Source organism: Paenibacillus sp. MAHUQ-63, assembly GCF_028765165.1.
Lineage (GTDB): Bacteria > Bacillota > Bacilli > Paenibacillales > NBRC-103111 > Paenibacillus_E.
This window is the reverse complement of sequence record NZ_JARADB010000001.1, coordinates 1,886,557-1,903,664: the sequence shown is the minus strand read 5'-3', so window position 1 is coordinate 1,903,664 and position 17,108 is coordinate 1,886,557. Positions and strand designations below refer to the sequence as shown.

The window sequence follows — 17,108 nt, the reverse complement described above, 5'->3', positions numbered from 1 at the left end:
TTCCCGTTTGTTGCAGAAAAACGGAGATAAAGGAGATCGCCCGAATGAGTCTGTTCAAGAACATCCGCATTGACCGGCTATTATTCGGCAGCTTCGCCGCTTTCATCGCCGCCTTGCTCATGCTGTTCACATGGATCAGCTATACCCTGACTTCCCGCGAACTGGCGGATAACACATTCTTGTACCAGCAAGACGTTCTGAACGAGCTGAACAAGCAGCTTGATATTCAGCTCCGGTCGATCGAGCAAATGTCGCTGGCCGCCTCGCGAAACATGGTCACGATCGGCTACGATCCGTTGGAGAACGATGTCTTCGAGCGGCTTCGCCGGAAGGACGATCTGTACAAAATGCTCGCCAGCATTACCTATAGCACTACGATGGTACAATCGATCTATGTGTTCATGGAGACCCCGCCGCAGAGCGAGCCGCAGGGACCTGTCCAATTCATAAGCCTGCAGAGGGTCCAGCAGCAGAGTTGGTATCCGCAAATTCAGAAAAACGACTTCGCCTGGATTCCCGAGCATACGCTGCAGACGAATACAGGACCGCAGCGGTTCATCAGCTTCGTGCGGAAGATGTATAATAACTCGGGAATCTATGAAGGGCTGCTCATGTTGAATGTGAAAGCAGCCGAGATCGAAAACTTGATACGCGGGGAAACGACAGGCCGCAACCGGGTTCTGCTCGATAATAGCGGCACCACGATCGCGATGACCGGAAATCCGGTCTTCGATGCCGAGGAGCTGGAGAATATTCGGAGCCAGGAAGAGAAATCGGACTATATTCGCATGCCGTCCGCGCAAGGAGAAGATGTGCTGCTCGTCTGGAACAAAGCGCGTTCCGGTTGGATGCTGGTGGAAGTCACGCCATGGAGAAATGTCATTCACGGCAGCGTGCGGTTAGCCTATATCCTAGTCTTCACAGGATTGTCCGCCATCTTCTTGGCCTCTTTCTTCACGTTATTCATTTCGCGGCAATTCACGAAGCCAATTCGGCAGCTTGTCTCTATTATGGGCAGGGTCCCTGCGAAGGGAGCGATGGCAGATCTGCCGGGGGATTATAAGAATGAGTTCGGTTATTTGTTTAACGGCTACCGCAGGCAAATGGAGCGGATCGAGGAGCTTCTGCGTTCCTTGGAAACCCAGCACAAGCGTCAGAAAGAAGCCGAAATCTTGGCGCTTCAAGCGATGATCAATCCGCATTTTCTGTACAATACATTGGATCAATTGAATTGGCTTGCCATCGAGTCCGGGCAGGAGAAGATCAGCAGAATTCTTTCGTTAGTAGGTAAAATGTTCCGAATCGGCCTCTCCAATGGAGCGACCATGATTCCGGTTCAGGACGAAATGACGCATGTCGAATGCTATTTGGAAATTCAGAAGATTCGCTGGGGGGAGCGGCTCACCTATAGCATCGTCATGGATGAGGCGATGAAAGAATTGTACATGCCGCGAATCACGCTTCAGCCTTTCGTTGAAAATGCCTTCATTCATGGATTCCATGGCAGGAAGTCAGGAGAGATCCGGATCGAAGCCCATGTGCGGGACGGGGATATTATGTTTGATATCACGGACAACGGCGTCGGTCTTCAGCCGGGCTGGGAGCGGGAGAAGCCGCGGAAGACAGGCGGCTACGGCATCCGGAACGTCAAAGAGCGAATTGCCGCCTATGTCGGCGCGCCCTACGGAATTACTATACGGAACTTGGAGACCGGGGGGACCCGGGTTACGATTCTTTTGCCGATCATCGAGCATAAACCGGAGACGGAGGAACGGATACATGTGGAAAATTCTGATTATTGACGATGATTTCCAAGTGTTGGAGGGTATGAAGAAGGCGATCCCGTGGGAATCGCTTGAAGCCGAATGGGCCGGTGAAGCGGTGGACGGCAAGGAAGGTTTGGCGATGATTCGGGAAACTTCACCGGATATTGTCATCACCGATATTTATATGCCCGTGATGAATGGTATGGAAATGATCGAACAGCTGAAGAAAGAGAACTTTCCCGGAGAGGTCATTATCCTGAGCGGCTACTCCGACTTTCAGTATGCCCGTCAGGCTCTGCGTCTGCAGGTCAGCGACTATTTGTCCAAGCCGGTGACGATGGAGGAGCTGCGCGGCGTGCTGGAGCGGGTCATTAAGGAGCTGGAAGCCAAGGAGCTCAGAAAGCTCGAGCAGGAGGAAGTACGCCGCCGGCTGATGATGTATGAGCCATTCGTACAGAAGGAATGGCTGAAGTCGGTTGTGACAGGAACGCTGGACCCGGCGCTCGCCGGCGAGAGCTTGGCGCTGGCGGAGCGGACGAATTGGCTGGAGCGGGACCATCTCGTCATGGGGATCGAGCTGCTCAGCACGAGCCGCCTCCCGAATCTGACGCTGACGGATTGGAGTCTGTACCGGTTCGCGCTCGCGAACATCATCCGGGAGATTCTGGCGGAGGATTGGCCCGACGCGCAGTTCGTGGAGCTGCACAGTCATCATGCGGCCGTCTTGTTTCATCTGGCGCCCGGCAGCAAGGAATTAGCGAAAGTTCAGCTCATCGGCGAGAGGATTATGGATTGCATCCGCACCTATCTGAAGTTGGACGTTCGGATCGGCTTCGGCGGTGTGAAGACAAGCTGGACGGCAATCTCGGATTCCACCGAGGAGGCGTTCCACCAGCTGCTTCGGCAATCGATCGTTCACGAGCAGGGTGGCCCCTTGCTGATGAATGCGGATAAGGCGTTCGCGATTAGGCCCGTCAAATTTTATCAGGAGCTGGCTGAAGCGATCGTGTATTCTAAGGAGGAGACGACCGACCGGATCATGGACGATTATGTGATGCAGTTGGAAGGCATGCAGAAGGAAGGCGCCGTAACGCCGGCTTACTTGCAGTACTTGTGCCGGGAACTATGGACGATTCTGGCGTACTCGTTATATAGTACGGGGGTCGTGCTCGATGACCTGTTCCCCGGTATCGCGTTATCCCAAGAGATCGCCGCGATACACACGATCGACGGCCTGCGCGGCTGGTTGAAGGACAAGCTGCAAACCATCGCCTCCAGCCGCACTTGGAGTGAGAATGCCAAGCATAAGGATGCTGTCGATTTCATGATTCAATACGCCCATGAGCATTATGCGGAGGAGATCAACCTGGAGGACCTGTCCAAGGAGCTGTACTTATCGCGAAATTATTTGAATCAGATTTTCAAGAAAGCGACAGGCGAGACGTTCACCAACTATGTCATCCGGGTTCGCATGGAGAAGGCGAAGGCGCTTTTAATCGAAGGCAAATATATGATTTATGAAATCGCGGAGAAAGTCGGGTATAAGACGGTTCCGTATTTCAGCTCTATTTTCAAGAAGTATTACGGCAAGAATCCGAGTGAGCTGGGGAAAAAGTAGACGGCCCTGTCAGGATTGATCATTTCTAATAGTAAGTGTGTTCATTTCTCTCATTTGTCTAGCCACCTCCTGTTTATATAATGAAGATAAGAATAAAACGCTTTCAGGAAGGGGTTTATAGATATGAAATTGCATTTGAAACGATGGGGACTGCTCTCCATGACAGCATTGATAGCGGCAAGCCTGGCTGCTTGCGGGGCTAAAACGGCAGGAAGCGGAGACAAACCTGCAGCTTCGGCAGCCTCCAATAGTACGAAACCCGTGAAGCTCCGTATCGTATGGTGGGGCTCGCAGACGAGACATGACGCTACATTGAAGGCGCTGGACGCCTATACCAAGAAGCATCCGAACGTGACGTTCGAGCCGGAGTTCTCCGGATTCGACGGCTATGCGGACAAGCTGGCGACGCAAGCGGCCGCGAAGAACGCGCCTGATATTATTCAGATGGACCCGGTGTGGTTGTCCGAATACGCAGGACGCAATCAATTGGCTGACTTGTCCCAAGGGATCAATGTGGCCGATGTCGACAAATCGCTGGTGGACTCCGGCAAGTATAAGGACAAGCTCTATGCCGTTCCGTTAGGCAACAATGCGATCGGCGAAATTTTCAACAAAAATGCGGTCGATAAACTCGGCATTCAAGGACCGGCGAACGGCTGGACTTGGGATCAATATTTCCAATTCGGTAAAGACGCCAAAGCGAAGCTGGAGAAGGACAAATACGCGCTGCAAGACAACACGAAGGATTACACGTTCTATGCGTCCTATCAAATCAGCCAAGGCAAAGGCTATCCGGTAACGGCGGACGGCAAATTCAATTTCGATAAGGAAACATGGCTGAAGTTCGTGAACAAGTATGCAGAGCTGCGCAAAGAAGGCGTGGTTCCGCCGGCGGATATCACAGCTACGGATAAAGAGTCGGATGCCCAGATGGATCTCATGAACAACGGCTCGATCTTGGCAAGACAAGGGTTCGCGGCATTGTTCCCGGGATTCGAGGGCGTGAAGCCGGGCGTTTACAGCATGGTGACGCTGCCGAAAGGGGCTCAATCCGCAGGCTTCCTGAAGCCTTCGATGTTCTGGTCGATCAGCAGTGATTCCAAATATGTGGAAGAATCCAAGAAGTTCATTGACTGGTTCATTAACGACCAGGAAGCAGCCGACATTCTGACGACGACCCGCGGTATTCCCGTTTCCAAGAAGATGCTCGATTACTTGACACCGAAGCTGACTGCGGCCGACAAGCTGCAAATCGATTTGATCAAAAATGTGGCTACCGACGCTCAAGCGTTCAATCCGGGCGCTAAAGGTTGGAGCAACTATACGGCCAAGGACTATCCGGATATCGCGCAGAAAGTGATGTTCGGCAAGCTGACCCCGGAAGCGGGTTATGACGAGCTTGTGAAGAAGGCCAAAGAATACCAGTAAAAGAGGATGGAGCCCGCTAACCAGCGAGGCTCTTTTCATTTTTCTGGCAAATATACAAGTATTTCTAGCACTTCATTCTAGCAATTTCACATTATGCACTCATAATTACTGGCATTTGATAGCACACTAGTTGTCAAAGAACGAATTGATAAGGAGATAACCGTTATGGAAAAGCTGCTACTGAGGGGGTTGTTTCTGGCTTCTGCGGCCTCAATCCCATTTGTTTTAAAGCGTAGGAACTTGTTGATGCTCTTGGTTGTGTTCTTTGCCAAATGTGTGCTGTCGGTGACGCTGGACTCCTATTTTATCAAGCGAAAAAAGATTGCCTATCCGGCTCGGCCGTTCGCCCGAATCTTCGAGGCGAATATCCTGTACGACTTCCTGTTCTATCCGTTGTTAAGTGTGATCTGGGTCAGAATGACTTATCATTCCAAACCCATGGAAATGATAACCAAAAGCCTTTACTTCAGTGCACCGATGTCTCTCTTGCAATGGGCGCTGGAGAAGAAAACCAAGCTGTTCGAATGGAAGTCATGGACCGTGCTGCATACGTTCGCTTCGATCAATTTTACATTGTTTACGATTCGCGGTTTAGTAGGCTTGCTTAGAAGAATAGTGCCTGCAGAGAGGCTGGCTAGCGTCGGTTCGGTTCATCCCGGACTGGATGAAAATCGTTATCCGATGTACGTGGAAAATCGGGTTGATCGTGCGGAGATCTCTGCCGAGAGATGATTTCGCTGAGAGAACATTTCGATGGGGCGATCGAAGTGTTCTTTTTTTATTGACAATGTGCGACCGGATCGTATAGTATACAAATATATTTTAGAATGATCATTCCCGAATGGCGAGATCTTCATTGCGATTCACGAATATATCGTTCACGATAAAGAAAGGTGTGATCGTTCATGTTGCAGGAACAACCGAAGTCCAAATTTTACTATGGGTGGTTCGTCATCGGGATCGTCTTCCTGACGCTGCTTGTATCCGCGGGAATCAGCTCTTTCCCAAGCGTTCTTATTCAATCGTTGGAGAAGGAATTCGGCTGGGACCGCGCTGCCATATCGGGCGTTATTTCCATTCGCATCCTGCTCTATGGATTCATCGGTCCATTCTCAGCCGCGATGCTGGCTAAATTCGGCGTGAGGCGAACGATGATCGTCGCCATGCTGTTCATGGTGCTTTCCCTGGGATTAACCCCGCTTATTACAGCCGTATGGCAGCTGATGCTGCTGTGGGGCGTCCTTGGCGGACTCAGCACCGGCGCGTTAGCCAACGTGCTGGGGGTTACCGTGGCGAACCGCTGGTTCGTCAAGCATAAGGGCTTGGTTGTCGGCTTGCTGACAGCGAGCGCGGCGACAGGGCAGCTGCTGTTCCTTCCGCTGCTCGCCAGGATCACGAGTGCGGACGGTTGGAGGTATGCCGTCTATACACTCATGGGCGCGGTCCTGCTCTTGCTGCCGATCGTTGCCATATGGATGAGGAATCATCCGTATGACGTTGGGGCTGCCGCGCTTGGTACGACGGATGTCGTGAAACCGGCACCGTTCCAAGGAAATCTGTTTATGACTCCAATTCTTACACTTGTTTCCGTGATGCGGAGCGGGACGTTTTGGCTGCTCGCAGGGACGTTCTTCTTCTGCGGCTTTTCAACGAATGGTCTTATCGGCACTCATCTGATTGCAGCCTGCGGAGATAGCAATATCCCGATCGTTACGGCTGCAGGTCTGCTTGCTTTAATGGGCATTTTCGATCTTGTGGGCACAACGTTCTCGGGCTGGTTATCGGACCGTTTCGACAGCAGATGGCTGCTATTCTGGTATTACGGGCTGCGCGGACTTTCGCTGATTTTCCTGCCTAACGCACTGGGCAGCGGTTATACGCAGCTTACGATATTCGCAGTCTTCTATGGCTTGGATTGGATTGCAACGGTTCCGCCGACGGTGAAGCTGACGTCGGATGCGTTCGGCAGAGAGAAGGCCGGCATGATCTTCGGCTGGATTCTTGTCGCTCACCAGGCCGGCGCTTCAACGGCCGCTTATGGCGCGGGCTTCCTGCGCGAACTGCTTGGCAGCTACACGGTGCCGTTCGTGGCCGCAGGCTTCGTGTGTCTGCTGGCTGCCGTCATCGCACTGCGCATTCATAGAAGCAGAGCCGCAGCGGCGGCAGGATCCGTCGCTTAATAATTCAGCCGGTATAAGGAGAAGGTAACAAGGACGATCTTTCGTGATGTACGAAATTTGGAGGGAAACCGATGAGTATGGTTTACAAGCAATCCGTTCAATCGTTATTTCAGCCTTTTTCGCTTAAAACGTTATCCTTGTCCAACCGGATCGTCATGGCCCCGATGACCCGCAGCTTCTCGCCTGAAGGCGTGCCGGGGGCCGACGTAGCCGCCTATTACCGCAGAAGAGCCGAGAATGGCGTTAGCCTGATTGTGACGGAAGGAACCGTTATCGATCATCCGGCCGCAACGGGCGACCCGAACATCCCGAACTTTCACGGCGACGCCGCTTTGGACGGCTGGGCCCGCGTCGTGAAGGACGTGCATGCCGCAGGCGGCAAAATTATGCCCCAGCTCTGGCATGTCGGCATAACGAGGAGAATTCGGTCGGAGCCGAATTTGGAGGCGCCCTCGATCTCCCCTTCCGGCATTGATCTGATGGGAGAGAAGGCGGGAGAGCCGATGACGGAAGAGGAAATTGCCAAAGTGGTCCGAGCGTTCGCCGATGCCGCAGCCCATGCCAAGAAGCTGGGCTTCGACGGAGTCGAGCTGCACGGGGCGCATGGCTATTTGATCGACCAGTTCTTCTGGGACAAAACGAACCGGCGCACGGACCGTTACGGAGGCGACTTAGTCCGGCGTACCCGGTTCGCCGTTGAAATCATCGAAGCTTGCCGCCAGTCGGTAGGGCCGGACTTCCCTCTCGTACTGCGCATCTCGCAGTGGAAGACCGGTTCGTATGAGGCCAAGCTGGCCAAGACGCCCGAGGAGCTCGGCCAGTTTCTGGCTCCGCTAGTGGAAGCGGGCGTCGATATGTTCGACTGCTCGACGCGCCGTTTCTGGGAGCCGGAGTTCCCGGGATCCGACCTGAATCTGGCCGGCTGGACGAAGAAGCTGACTGGCAAGCCGACGATGACGGTCGGTTCCGTGGGGCTTGAAACCGAGCCTTACGGACAGCATGAGGAGCATGGTTTGATCGATAAGCTGTTGGAGCGGATGGACCGCGGCGAGTTCGACCTGGCTGCGATCGGGCGCGCCATCTTGGCGGATCCGGAATGGGCGGTCAAAATTCGCGAAGGAAGGGATAACGAGATTATTCCTTACACATCCGACCGCTTAACCGAGCTTTTCTAGTGATCATGCGGCCTGAAATGCTATACTAATCTCTGTACAAAGGAGGTCGCGTATGGCTAGAAGCAAAGAATTCGAGATTAATACCGTACTTCGCAAAGCGATGGACGTATTCTGGGAGAAAGGCTATGAGAAGACGTCCATGCAGGATCTGGTCAACGGCATGGGCATTCATCGCCGCAGCATCTATGATACGTTCGGAGACAAGCACGAATTGTTCATGCGAATCATGGACAAGTATGATGAATTAATGGATACGGCTATTCTCCGTCGCGATGCCGATGATCGCCTTTCACCGAAACAAGCGATTAGACATATGTTCGAACATACCATTAGCAAGAGTGAGTTCCCGTCCAAAGGATGTCTGATGGTCAATACAGCCGTGGAGCTGGCGATTCACGACGAGGAGGCGGCAGAGAAGGTCAATCAGAGCTTCTCCAGTACGGAAGCCCGGCTGCTTGAGCTTATTCAGCGCGGGCGGAAGAGCGGCGAGATCACCAGCCGCCATGAGGATGCTCAGCTGGCGCAATTTCTGAATAATGGGCTGCTCGGGCTGCGGGTACTGGTGAAAACGACGGGGGACCGGGCCAAGCTGCAAGCCATTGTGGACACTACGCTTTCTCTGTTGGATTGAATGAATGACAGAAAACAATCATTGATACTTTAGGCCTGCCAGAACCTTATGGTATGATGAGAATCATGCATTAAGGGAGAACCGTCATGGCAAATGATCAACCATTAACGAAAGAGGCTATTCTTGAGGCGGCGGAACAAGTGCTTCGGCGCTACGGCCCGGAGAAGACGTCTGTCGTCGATGTTGCCAAGGCTTTGCAAGTGAGCCATGGGACGTTGTATCGGCACTTTCCGAGCAAAGCGGCGCTGCGCGAGGCCGTTACGGAGCGTTGGCTGCTCAGGATCGCCGACCCGCTGCAGGAGATAGCGGAGCGAGCGGAGGGCAGCGCGGCGGACAGGCTGCGGCTGTGGCTGCGAACGCTGATCCAGAGCAAGCGAAAGCATGTCATCGAAGATCCCGAGATGTTCGGGATGTATACCTCCGTTACACTTGGAGCCGTGGAGATTGTTGCGGCGCACGTCGATCATCTGATCGGCCAAATGACACGGATCATCGCCGACGGGATCGGGACCAAGGAGTTTCGCTCCGGTCAGCCGGAGGCGATGGCTAAGGCGGTGTTCATCGCGACGACGCGATTCCACCATCCGTCCCATAGCTACGAGTGGTCTTCGCCTGACATTGACACGGAGTTCGAGCTCGTGTGGGAGTTGATTCTCACGGGGATTCGCGAGTGAGATTGAGCGGGCGCAGGAGATGGACAGCCGAAGAGGATGAACCTAGCGAGTATTCGCTAGGTTTTTTTGGTTTGTCTGAGAGCGATTGTGATACCAGATGCCATATTGATCATCTATATGATTTTTCGAATAGAATCAGCTGGGATGCAAAGCATTCGATTGAATGGATTCAGGAGGTGGGTAATCGCGCCCCATTGGACAGGATAGATGTGAATTAAACCTGTGAATACCGGGCTTGAGAAGCGAACGTGTACAAGCGGCCCGTTTTGGTAAATCGGAGGGGACATTCCTATGCGACGAAGAGCCGGGGGGAAGATGGACGGTGAGAGAGGCTGAAGATGGCTTTTTGATTATCAAATGACAAAATTATAAATTTGTCACTTGTAATTTGTTGTGGATATGCATATAATGAAATCAACAAGACAATCATGAATTAATAAGGAGGATTAATCCCATGAATCATTTATCCGGTAAAGTAGCTATCGTTACAGGCGCATCCCGCGGCATCGGGCGCGAAATCGCAGAAAGGCTGGCCGGCAGCGGCGCGAAGGTCATCATTAATTTCGCCAGCAACCCGGTACCGGCGGAAGAGGTTGTAGCTCGTATCAAGGCGAACGGCGGGGAAGCCATCGCGGTCAGAGCGGACGTGAGTCGTGTTGCCGAGATCGAGAAGCTGTTTCTGGCGGCGCTCGAGGCGTACGGGCAAATCGACATTCTCGTCAATAATGCCGGGATTATGGTGACCAAACCGCTTGCCGCTGTGACGGAGGAAGATTATGACCAACAGTTTGCGATTAATGCCAAAGGTACGTTTTTCGCTTGTCAGCAGGCATTGAAGCATATGAATAAAGGCGGGCGCATCATTAATTTCTCAACGTCCGTCGCCGGCATGATGTTCCCGACTTACAGCGTATATGTAGGCTCCAAAGGAGCCGTTGAACAGTTCTCGCGCCAGCTTGCGAAGGAATTCTCTCCGGCAGGGATTACGATCAATACAGTTGCCCCCGGCCCGGTGAATACGGAGCTGTTCACAGCCGGCAAGTCCGAGCAGCAAATTCAAGCCATTCAAAATCTGAACGCTTTCGGAAGATTGGGAGAACCGGAGGACATCGCAGGGGTCGTGCTGTTCTTGGCCAGCGAAGAGTCGCGGTGGATTACGGGCCAAACGATCCGAGTGAATGGCGGAATGGTTTAATCCAAAGCCTACGATGTCTTGCATTATCCGCAGGGATCATCTATACTAAGCTCAGATAGTGATTGATCAATTACTATCTGAGCTTTTTAATTTGCAAAGGAGGTCACTACGATTGGTTAAGGGTGTCACGTCTTCCGATCGGCGCAAGGATATCATCTCCGCCGCCGTCGAGATATTTGCCGAGCTTGGCTATTATCGCGCGACCACGGCACAGGTTGCCGAACGCGCAGCGATCTCCCAGCCGTACGTCTATCGGTTCTTCACCAAGGAGTCGCTGCTTGTGGCGGCGTTGGAAGTCTCCTGGCAGCGAATTCTCGAAACGTTCGGGCAGGTGAAGATGACGTCGTCGGCCGACCGGCTGGAGGAAGGCTTTATCCGAGCCTATGAGGCTGTCATGCAATCGCACCGGAATGAGATTTTGCTGCAGATGCAAGCGCAGACGATCCAAGAACCGCCGATCCGCGCGGCCATGAGGAAAGGGATGGAGGACGTGAAGCAGTTTGTCCTGCAAGCTTTTCAGGAAGCGGGCATGGAGCAGGCGGAGGAGCGTACTTCCAACTTTTTGGCAAGAGGCATGCTGTGCAACGTTTCTTTAGCGTTGGATATGCCGGATTTGATGCTAAAAAAATAGCATCAAATTTTTTTGAATATTGTTGATTGTTCGATCAATAATTTATGGGGTCGCCGAAAGGCGGGCCTCTTTTTTTTCGGAAAAGTCCAACATGTTCTCTCCTTTGGGCAAATATCGGCGGCATCATATTTGTTACAATGCTTATGAAAGCTTGTTAGCACTTCGACCCATGCTAGGATAGAAAAGTGAAAGGACAGGTAGCCCCATGATCATTACGAACGTAGAAACGTTTATCGTCGGGAACTCGTGGAAAAATTGGCTGTTCGTTAAATTGCACACGAAGGATGGCGTTTATGGTATCGGAGAAGGCACCTTGAACGGATTCGCCAAAACGGTGGAGGCGGCGGTTCACGAGCTGAAGCATCTGTACATCGGGATGGACGTTCATGATGTGGAGACGATCGCCCTCAAGATGACGCGTGACGTGTACTCGGATGGCGGACAAATCCAGGGCTCGGCGCTGGCCGCAATTGAAACCGCTTGCTGGGATATTATCGGCAAAGAAGCGGGGCAGCCGCTGTATAAGCTGCTGGGCGGCAAATGCCACGAGAAGCTGCGCTGCTATGCGAACGGCTGGTACCGGGGGCCGCGCGATCCGCAAAGCTTCCATGACAAGGCGAAGGATGTCGTCGCCAGAGGCTATACGGCTTTGAAATTCGATCCCTTCGGCAACGCTTGGCGGACGGTGGAGCGCAAAGACTTTCAGACCGGCCTGGAGATTATCGCGGCGGTTCGCGAAGCGGTCGGCCCGGAGGTCGACATTTTGATTGAAGGGCATAACCGGTTCAGCGTCCACACGGCGCTCCAATTCGCAGAGGCTATGCTGCCCTATGAGCCGGCTTGGTTCGAAGCGCCGGTGCCGCCGCAGCGGATCTCCTCCATGGTCGAGGTGGCGCGGCGCAGCCCGGTGCCTGTCGCTTGCGGCGAGGACTATTATAATCGCGAGCAGTTCGCCGAGCTGCTGAAGCACGACGCAGTACATATCATTCAGCTGGAGCCGCAGTATCTGGGGATCTCCGCTTCGAAACAAATATGCGGCATGGTGCATGCGCATAACGGGGTGACGGCTCCGCACAGCGCACAAGGCCCGATCTGTTCGGTCGTTTGTGCGCATTTGAATATGGCGACGCCGAATTTCTATATCCATGAAATATTCGATGAATTTAATGAGCCTTGGGAAGAAGAGCTGCTGACGCCTCCGCTCAAAGTGAACCGCGGATATTTGCTGCCGCCTGAAGGTCCGGGTTTGGGGATCGATCTGAACCTGGAGGAGATTGCGAAGCATCCCTATGATCCCGGTCATTGGCTTCCCTTGTTCAAGCAGGGCTGGGAGAAGCGCGAGAAGCATTGAATAAGCTGAGAGCCTGTTAAGGAGGGGTGCGCGTGAAGGCTTTAGTTTACGAAGGGCCGAGCACGATGATCATGAGGGAAGTGGAGCAGCCTGTGCCCGGACCGGATGAAGTGTTAATCCGCGTGGAGCGGGCTGGCATCTGCGGCTCCGAGCTTGGCGGCTACTTGGGACACAATTCCTTGCGGAAGCCGCCGCTCATTATGGGGCACGAATTCTCCGGCACCGTTGCACTGGCCGCGAGCGGCAGCAGCCGGCTGCGCCAAGGGGACCGGGTGACGGCGAATCCGCTCGTCTCCTGCGGGCGCTGCCGCGCCTGTACGAACGGGGCTGCGCAGCTGTGCCCGGAGCGCAAACTGATCGGGGCGCACCGTCCCGGAGCATTCGCGGAGTATGTTGCGATTGCGGAGAAGAACGTGTACCGGCTGGAGGATCATGTTTCAATGGATGAAGGCGCTTTCGCCGAGCCGTTTGCCTGTGCGGTGCACATCTGCAAGCTGCTCCGGCCGCTCCCGACGGACCGGCTGCTCATTATGGGCGGAGGGCCGATCGGCCTGCTGGCGCTGCAGGCGGCGAAGGTGTACGGCCTGAGGCATATCATGGTCGTCGACATCAACGAGCAGCGGCTGGAGATCGCCCGCGAGCTGGGGGCCGTGACAGCGGCGAGCGTCACCGGCGAGACGTATGACGCCGCGATCGATGCCGTCGGCATGGAGCTCACCCGCCAGGCCTGCGTGGAGTCGGTCAAACCGGGGGGCCGGGTCATCTTCACGGGACTGCATGAAGAAGCAAGCCGGCTGCCCATTAATGCCATCATCCGCAGTGAAATCCAAATGACCGGCGCTTTCGCCTATCACACCGACGATTTCGAGACGGCTCTTCAGTGGATCAGCGAGGGACGTGTATCCTTATCGCCATGGACACAGCTCGCTCCTCTCGAAGACGGGGGCGCTTGCTTTGAGACGCTAATCAAGAGCCCGGGCAAAATCGCCAAAATCTTATTCGCGCTGAACGGGGAAGGGGACAGGATGCGATGAGCTTGGATATATTCAAATTGGATGGCCGCATCGCTTTGATTACTGGCGGAACAGGGGGGCTGGGCTACGTGATGGCTGAGGCTCTAGCCCAGGCCGGGGCTGACGTCATCGTGACGAGCCGTGATCTGGCGAAGGCGGAGGCGGCGGCGCAAAGTATCGCCGCGGCAACTGGCAGGCGCGCGCTCGGTCTGGCCGCGGACGTCACCTCCGCCGAGCAGGTCGAGGCGATGGTCGATGCCGCCGTCGGGGCGTTCGGCCGGATCGATATTTTGATCAATAACGCCGGGATTAACGTGCGGAAGCCGATTGAGGATTTCGATGAGGCGAGTTGGGACCTCGTGCAACATACGAATTTGAAGGCGCCGTTTCTGTGCGCGCGCGCTGTGGCCAAAACGATGAAAAGCCAGCGCTACGGCAGAGTGATCAATATGTCTTCCATGCTGGGCAGCATCGCGCTTCCGGAGAGGGGAGCCTACTGCTCCAGCAAGGGCGGTCTCATACAGCTCACGAAGGTACTTGCTCTGGAATGGGCGCCGTACAATATTACAGTGAACGCGCTGTGCCCCGGTCCGATCGCGACCGAGCTTAACACGGTTGTGATGAACAATCCGGAGGCGAACCGGTTCTTCGTGGACAATATCGCACTCGGACGGTGGGGGAGACCGGAGGAGATCGTCGGCGCCATTATTTATATGGCCTCTGACGCTTCCAGCTTCATGACGGGGGCTTCAATGGTCGTTGACGGCGGTTGGACGGCGCGGTAGCGGCAGGAAGCCGCTTACCGAGGAGAGGGGAACGGGTATGAAACTAGGTCTTGCCGTATACGGCACAACGTTCATGATGGGCATTCATCCGCAAGCGAAACGTCCGCGCATTAAGGCCTCCGAGCTGCTGGATCAAGCCGCACAGTACGGACTCCAAGGCATAGAGCTCCCCCTGTCGCTGCTGGAGGGGGAGGATGCCGCCAGCTTGGCTCGCACGGCTCAGGCTCGCGGCCACTATCTCGTTATAGCCTCAGGGGGCTATGACCCGCAGCCGCTGAAGCATGCGATCGAAGCGGCTGCAAGGCTGGGCGCGAAGGTCGTAAGGACGGTCGTCGGCGGTGCGGATTTCGGCGGCGACCGGCGGCGGATGGCTGGGCGGTGGCACGATTTCATGCAGGAAGTGCTGGCCGGATTGGGAGAGGCGGCGAGAGCGGCAGAGCAGGCAGGTGTTACGCTCGCGGTAGAGAACCATCAGGACCTCGCTTCCGAGGAGCTGATCTGGCTCTGCGAGGAGATTGGCTCGCCGAGCTTCGGCATTACGCTGGATACCGGCAATCCGCTCGCTACGGCGGAGGAGCCGGTTGAATTCGCGAAGCGGATCGGCCCCCACCTCAAGCATGTTCACTTGAAGGATTATTGGATCTATTTAAGCGATGAGGGCTACCGGCTCGTGCGCTGTCCGCTCGGGCAAGGCGCGGTTGATTTCTCAGCCTTATTCGACGTGTTCGCTGTATTTTGTCCGGAGGTGTCTATGTCGATGGAGCTCGGGGCGCTGGAAGCCCGCCATACGCGAGTTCTCTGTGACGATTATTGGCGGGACTACCCGCCGAGGTCGGCGTCACAGCTGGCGAAGCTGCTGCGGTTCGTACAGGCGGAAGCCAGACCGGCAGGCGATTGGCGCACGCCTTACGAGAAGCGGGCACCGGAGGAGGACGTCGCCGCCTACGAACAGCGGCAGTTGTTATCGAGCTTGGCCTATATGCAGCATACACTCCAAGAACGCAGCCGGGCCATTCGGCAGACATTGTGAACGGAGAGGGGACGGAAGGCCATGCACATTGATTTAACGGGGAAAGTTGCCATTGTCACAGGGGCCGGGCGGGGGATAGGGCGAGTGATCGCTTCTGCGCTGGCGCGAGAAGGCGTCGTTACGGTTGTCACCGACATTAAGGAGGCTGACTTAGCGGATGTTCAGAAAGAATTCGACCGGGAAGGGTACAAGGGAAGCACGTACTTGTGCGATGTACGCGATGAGCGGCAGATCCAGCACGTCGTTGGGCAGGTGACGGATACCTACGGGCGTATCGATATTTTGGTCAATAATGCCGGGGTCGCCGGAGGAGCGCCTGTGGATGTGCTCTCGGAGGAGGTTTGGGATCTGAACCTCGACATTAACTTGAAAGGCACCTTCCTGATGTGCAAGGCCGTCGCACCGGTTATGAAACGGCAGAAGTCGGGACGCATCATGAACGCAGCCTCCTTCGCGGCGATCGTGCCGAGCTATGGCAGTGCCGCGTATGCGTCGTCCAAGGCCGGCGTAGAGCAATTCACCCGGGTATTGGCCGGTGAGCTGGGGCCGTGGAACATAGCGGTGAACTGCTATGCTCCGGGCATGATTCCGACGGATATGAACCATTTCGCCGAGCTGCAGGAGCCCCAGCAGCAGCGGCTTCTGGACACTCTGACGCTGCGCCGCTGGGGGGAAAAGAGCGATGTCGCTCACCTGATCTGCTTCCTTGCTTCCGACTATGCCGGTTATATTACCGGCACGATGATCGATATTAGCGGCGGCAAGCTGGCGACGCAAATTCCGCGAGTCGCTTATGAGAAAGCTGCCGCCGAAGGCGCTTACGAATTCCAGGAGAGGGGGAGAAGCGATGAGCGATCAGGTTAGCTACCGCTATATCGGCAAGACCGTGCTCGTGACGGGAGCGGCCAAAGGGATCGGAGCGGCGATCGCGGGCGAATATTTACTCGCCGGTGCGAGCGTTGTGATCGCGGATTACGACGAGCAGGGCGAAGAAGTCGCCGCTCAGTGGCGCCAGGAAGGCTACCCCGCCCAATTCGTCCGCTGTGACGTGGCGAAGGGCGACGAGGTGGCGCACATGGTCGCTTATGCGGAGACGGCGTTCGGAGGCTTGGACATCGTCGTGAACAATGCGGGCATATTCCCCCGCGCCGACTTATTTCAGACCGATGAGGCGTTCTGGGATAAGGTCATGGGGGTGAATCTTAAGGGTGCATACCTCACCTGCCAGGCTACCGTACCGGGCATGATCCGCAGGGGCGGCGGCAGCATCGTGAACATCGGCTCGCTGCACGCTTCCAAAGGGGCGCCGGATACGTTGGCCTACGCGATATCCAAAGGCGGCATCGTCACGCTGACGCGGAATCTGGCGGGGACTCTCGCGAAGCATCGCATTCGTGTGAACTGCATCCACCCCGGCTGGGTATCTTCGGAAGGGGAGCTGGCGCGGCTCGCATCGCTCGGCGAGGACGGGAAGTCGCTGGAGCAAGCGTCTCAGCGGATGCCGATGGGCCGGATGCAGAATGGCAAAGATATTGCATCCGCGGTGCTTTATATCACCTCGGATGCCGCCGGTCAGGTTACCGGGCAGCAGCTGACGGTTGACGGCGGTCTAGGTTTGTGAGGTTTGTGAG

At 55.2% G+C, this 17,108-nt stretch carries 16 protein-coding genes; all 16 read left to right on the top strand.

The window, feature by feature from the left end; genetic code table 11:
- The first annotated feature begins 44 nt into the window (after positions 1-44).
- The 16 genes from PUT07_RS08265 (at position 45) to PUT07_RS08190 (ending at position 17,098) form a co-directional block, all read left to right on the top strand.
- Entirely contained in the window at positions 45-1,802 is a 1,758-nt protein-coding gene (locus tag PUT07_RS08265) for a cache domain-containing sensor histidine kinase (RefSeq protein ID WP_274467389.1), read from the top strand.
- Positions 1,780-3,384: a response regulator transcription factor gene (locus PUT07_RS08260; protein ID WP_274467388.1), complete on the top strand. Its 1,605-nt coding sequence runs from the start codon at positions 1,780-1,782 to the stop codon at positions 3,382-3,384. Before PUT07_RS08265 ends, PUT07_RS08260 begins: the two co-directional genes overlap by 23 nt.
- Positions 3,385-3,507: 123 nt before the next feature.
- A complete protein-coding gene (locus tag PUT07_RS08255; RefSeq protein WP_274467387.1) occupies positions 3,508-4,812 on the top strand; it encodes an ABC transporter substrate-binding protein in 1,305 nt (434 codons plus the stop codon).
- Between the two features lie 165 nt (positions 4,813-4,977).
- Positions 4,978-5,544 (top strand): CBO0543 family protein, encoded by a 567-nt coding sequence (locus PUT07_RS08250; RefSeq protein ID WP_274467386.1) that lies wholly within the window; start codon positions 4,978-4,980, stop codon positions 5,542-5,544.
- Positions 5,545-5,717: 173 nt separating this feature from the next.
- Positions 5,718-6,992 carry an MFS transporter gene (locus tag PUT07_RS08245; protein WP_274467385.1) on the top strand — a complete coding sequence of 425 codons (1,275 nt, stop codon included), beginning with the start codon at positions 5,718-5,720 and terminating at the stop codon, positions 6,990-6,992.
- Positions 6,993-7,069: 77 nt separating this feature from the next.
- Positions 7,070-8,167, top strand: a complete 1,098-nt coding sequence (locus PUT07_RS08240; protein ID WP_379239641.1) for an NADH:flavin oxidoreductase — start codon at positions 7,070-7,072, stop codon at positions 8,165-8,167.
- Between the two features lie 52 nt (positions 8,168-8,219).
- Entirely contained in the window at positions 8,220-8,798 is a 579-nt protein-coding gene (locus PUT07_RS08235; protein ID WP_274467382.1) for a TetR/AcrR family transcriptional regulator, read from the top strand.
- An 86-nt stretch (positions 8,799-8,884) separates the two neighbouring features.
- Positions 8,885-9,472 (top strand): TetR family transcriptional regulator, encoded by a 588-nt coding sequence (locus PUT07_RS08230; protein ID WP_274467380.1) that lies wholly within the window; start codon positions 8,885-8,887, stop codon positions 9,470-9,472.
- Between the two features lie 454 nt (positions 9,473-9,926).
- Positions 9,927-10,667 carry an SDR family oxidoreductase gene (locus PUT07_RS08225; RefSeq protein WP_274467379.1) on the top strand — a complete coding sequence of 247 codons (741 nt, stop codon included), beginning with the start codon at positions 9,927-9,929 and terminating at the stop codon, positions 10,665-10,667.
- Between the two features lie 112 nt (positions 10,668-10,779).
- Positions 10,780-11,298: a TetR/AcrR family transcriptional regulator gene (locus PUT07_RS08220; RefSeq protein ID WP_274467378.1), complete on the top strand. Its 519-nt coding sequence runs from the start codon at positions 10,780-10,782 to the stop codon at positions 11,296-11,298.
- 205 nt (positions 11,299-11,503) lie between these two features.
- On the top strand, positions 11,504-12,649 hold the full coding sequence (locus PUT07_RS08215) for a mandelate racemase/muconate lactonizing enzyme family protein (protein ID WP_274467376.1): 1,146 nt from the start codon (positions 11,504-11,506) through the stop codon (positions 12,647-12,649).
- A gap of 32 nt (positions 12,650-12,681) precedes the next feature.
- Positions 12,682-13,683, top strand: coding sequence for a galactitol-1-phosphate 5-dehydrogenase (locus tag PUT07_RS08210; protein ID WP_274467375.1), 1,002 nt, complete (start codon positions 12,682-12,684; stop codon positions 13,681-13,683).
- Positions 13,680-14,447 (top strand): SDR family NAD(P)-dependent oxidoreductase, encoded by a 768-nt coding sequence (locus PUT07_RS08205; protein ID WP_274467373.1) that lies wholly within the window; start codon positions 13,680-13,682, stop codon positions 14,445-14,447. Before PUT07_RS08210 ends, PUT07_RS08205 begins: the two co-directional genes overlap by 4 nt.
- A 37-nt stretch (positions 14,448-14,484) precedes the next feature.
- Positions 14,485-15,477 (top strand): sugar phosphate isomerase/epimerase family protein, encoded by a 993-nt coding sequence (locus PUT07_RS08200; RefSeq protein ID WP_274467371.1) that lies wholly within the window; start codon positions 14,485-14,487, stop codon positions 15,475-15,477.
- 21 nt (positions 15,478-15,498) lie between these two features.
- Entirely contained in the window at positions 15,499-16,341 is an 843-nt protein-coding gene (locus tag PUT07_RS08195) for an SDR family NAD(P)-dependent oxidoreductase (RefSeq protein WP_274467369.1), read from the top strand.
- The gene (locus PUT07_RS08190) at positions 16,325-17,098 is read left to right on the top strand and encodes an SDR family NAD(P)-dependent oxidoreductase (RefSeq protein WP_274467368.1); all 774 of its coding nucleotides are present in this window, start codon (positions 16,325-16,327) and stop codon (positions 17,096-17,098) included. The genes PUT07_RS08195 and PUT07_RS08190 overlap by 17 nt, the downstream gene beginning before the upstream one ends.
- The last annotated feature ends 10 nt before the right edge of the window (positions 17,099-17,108 follow it).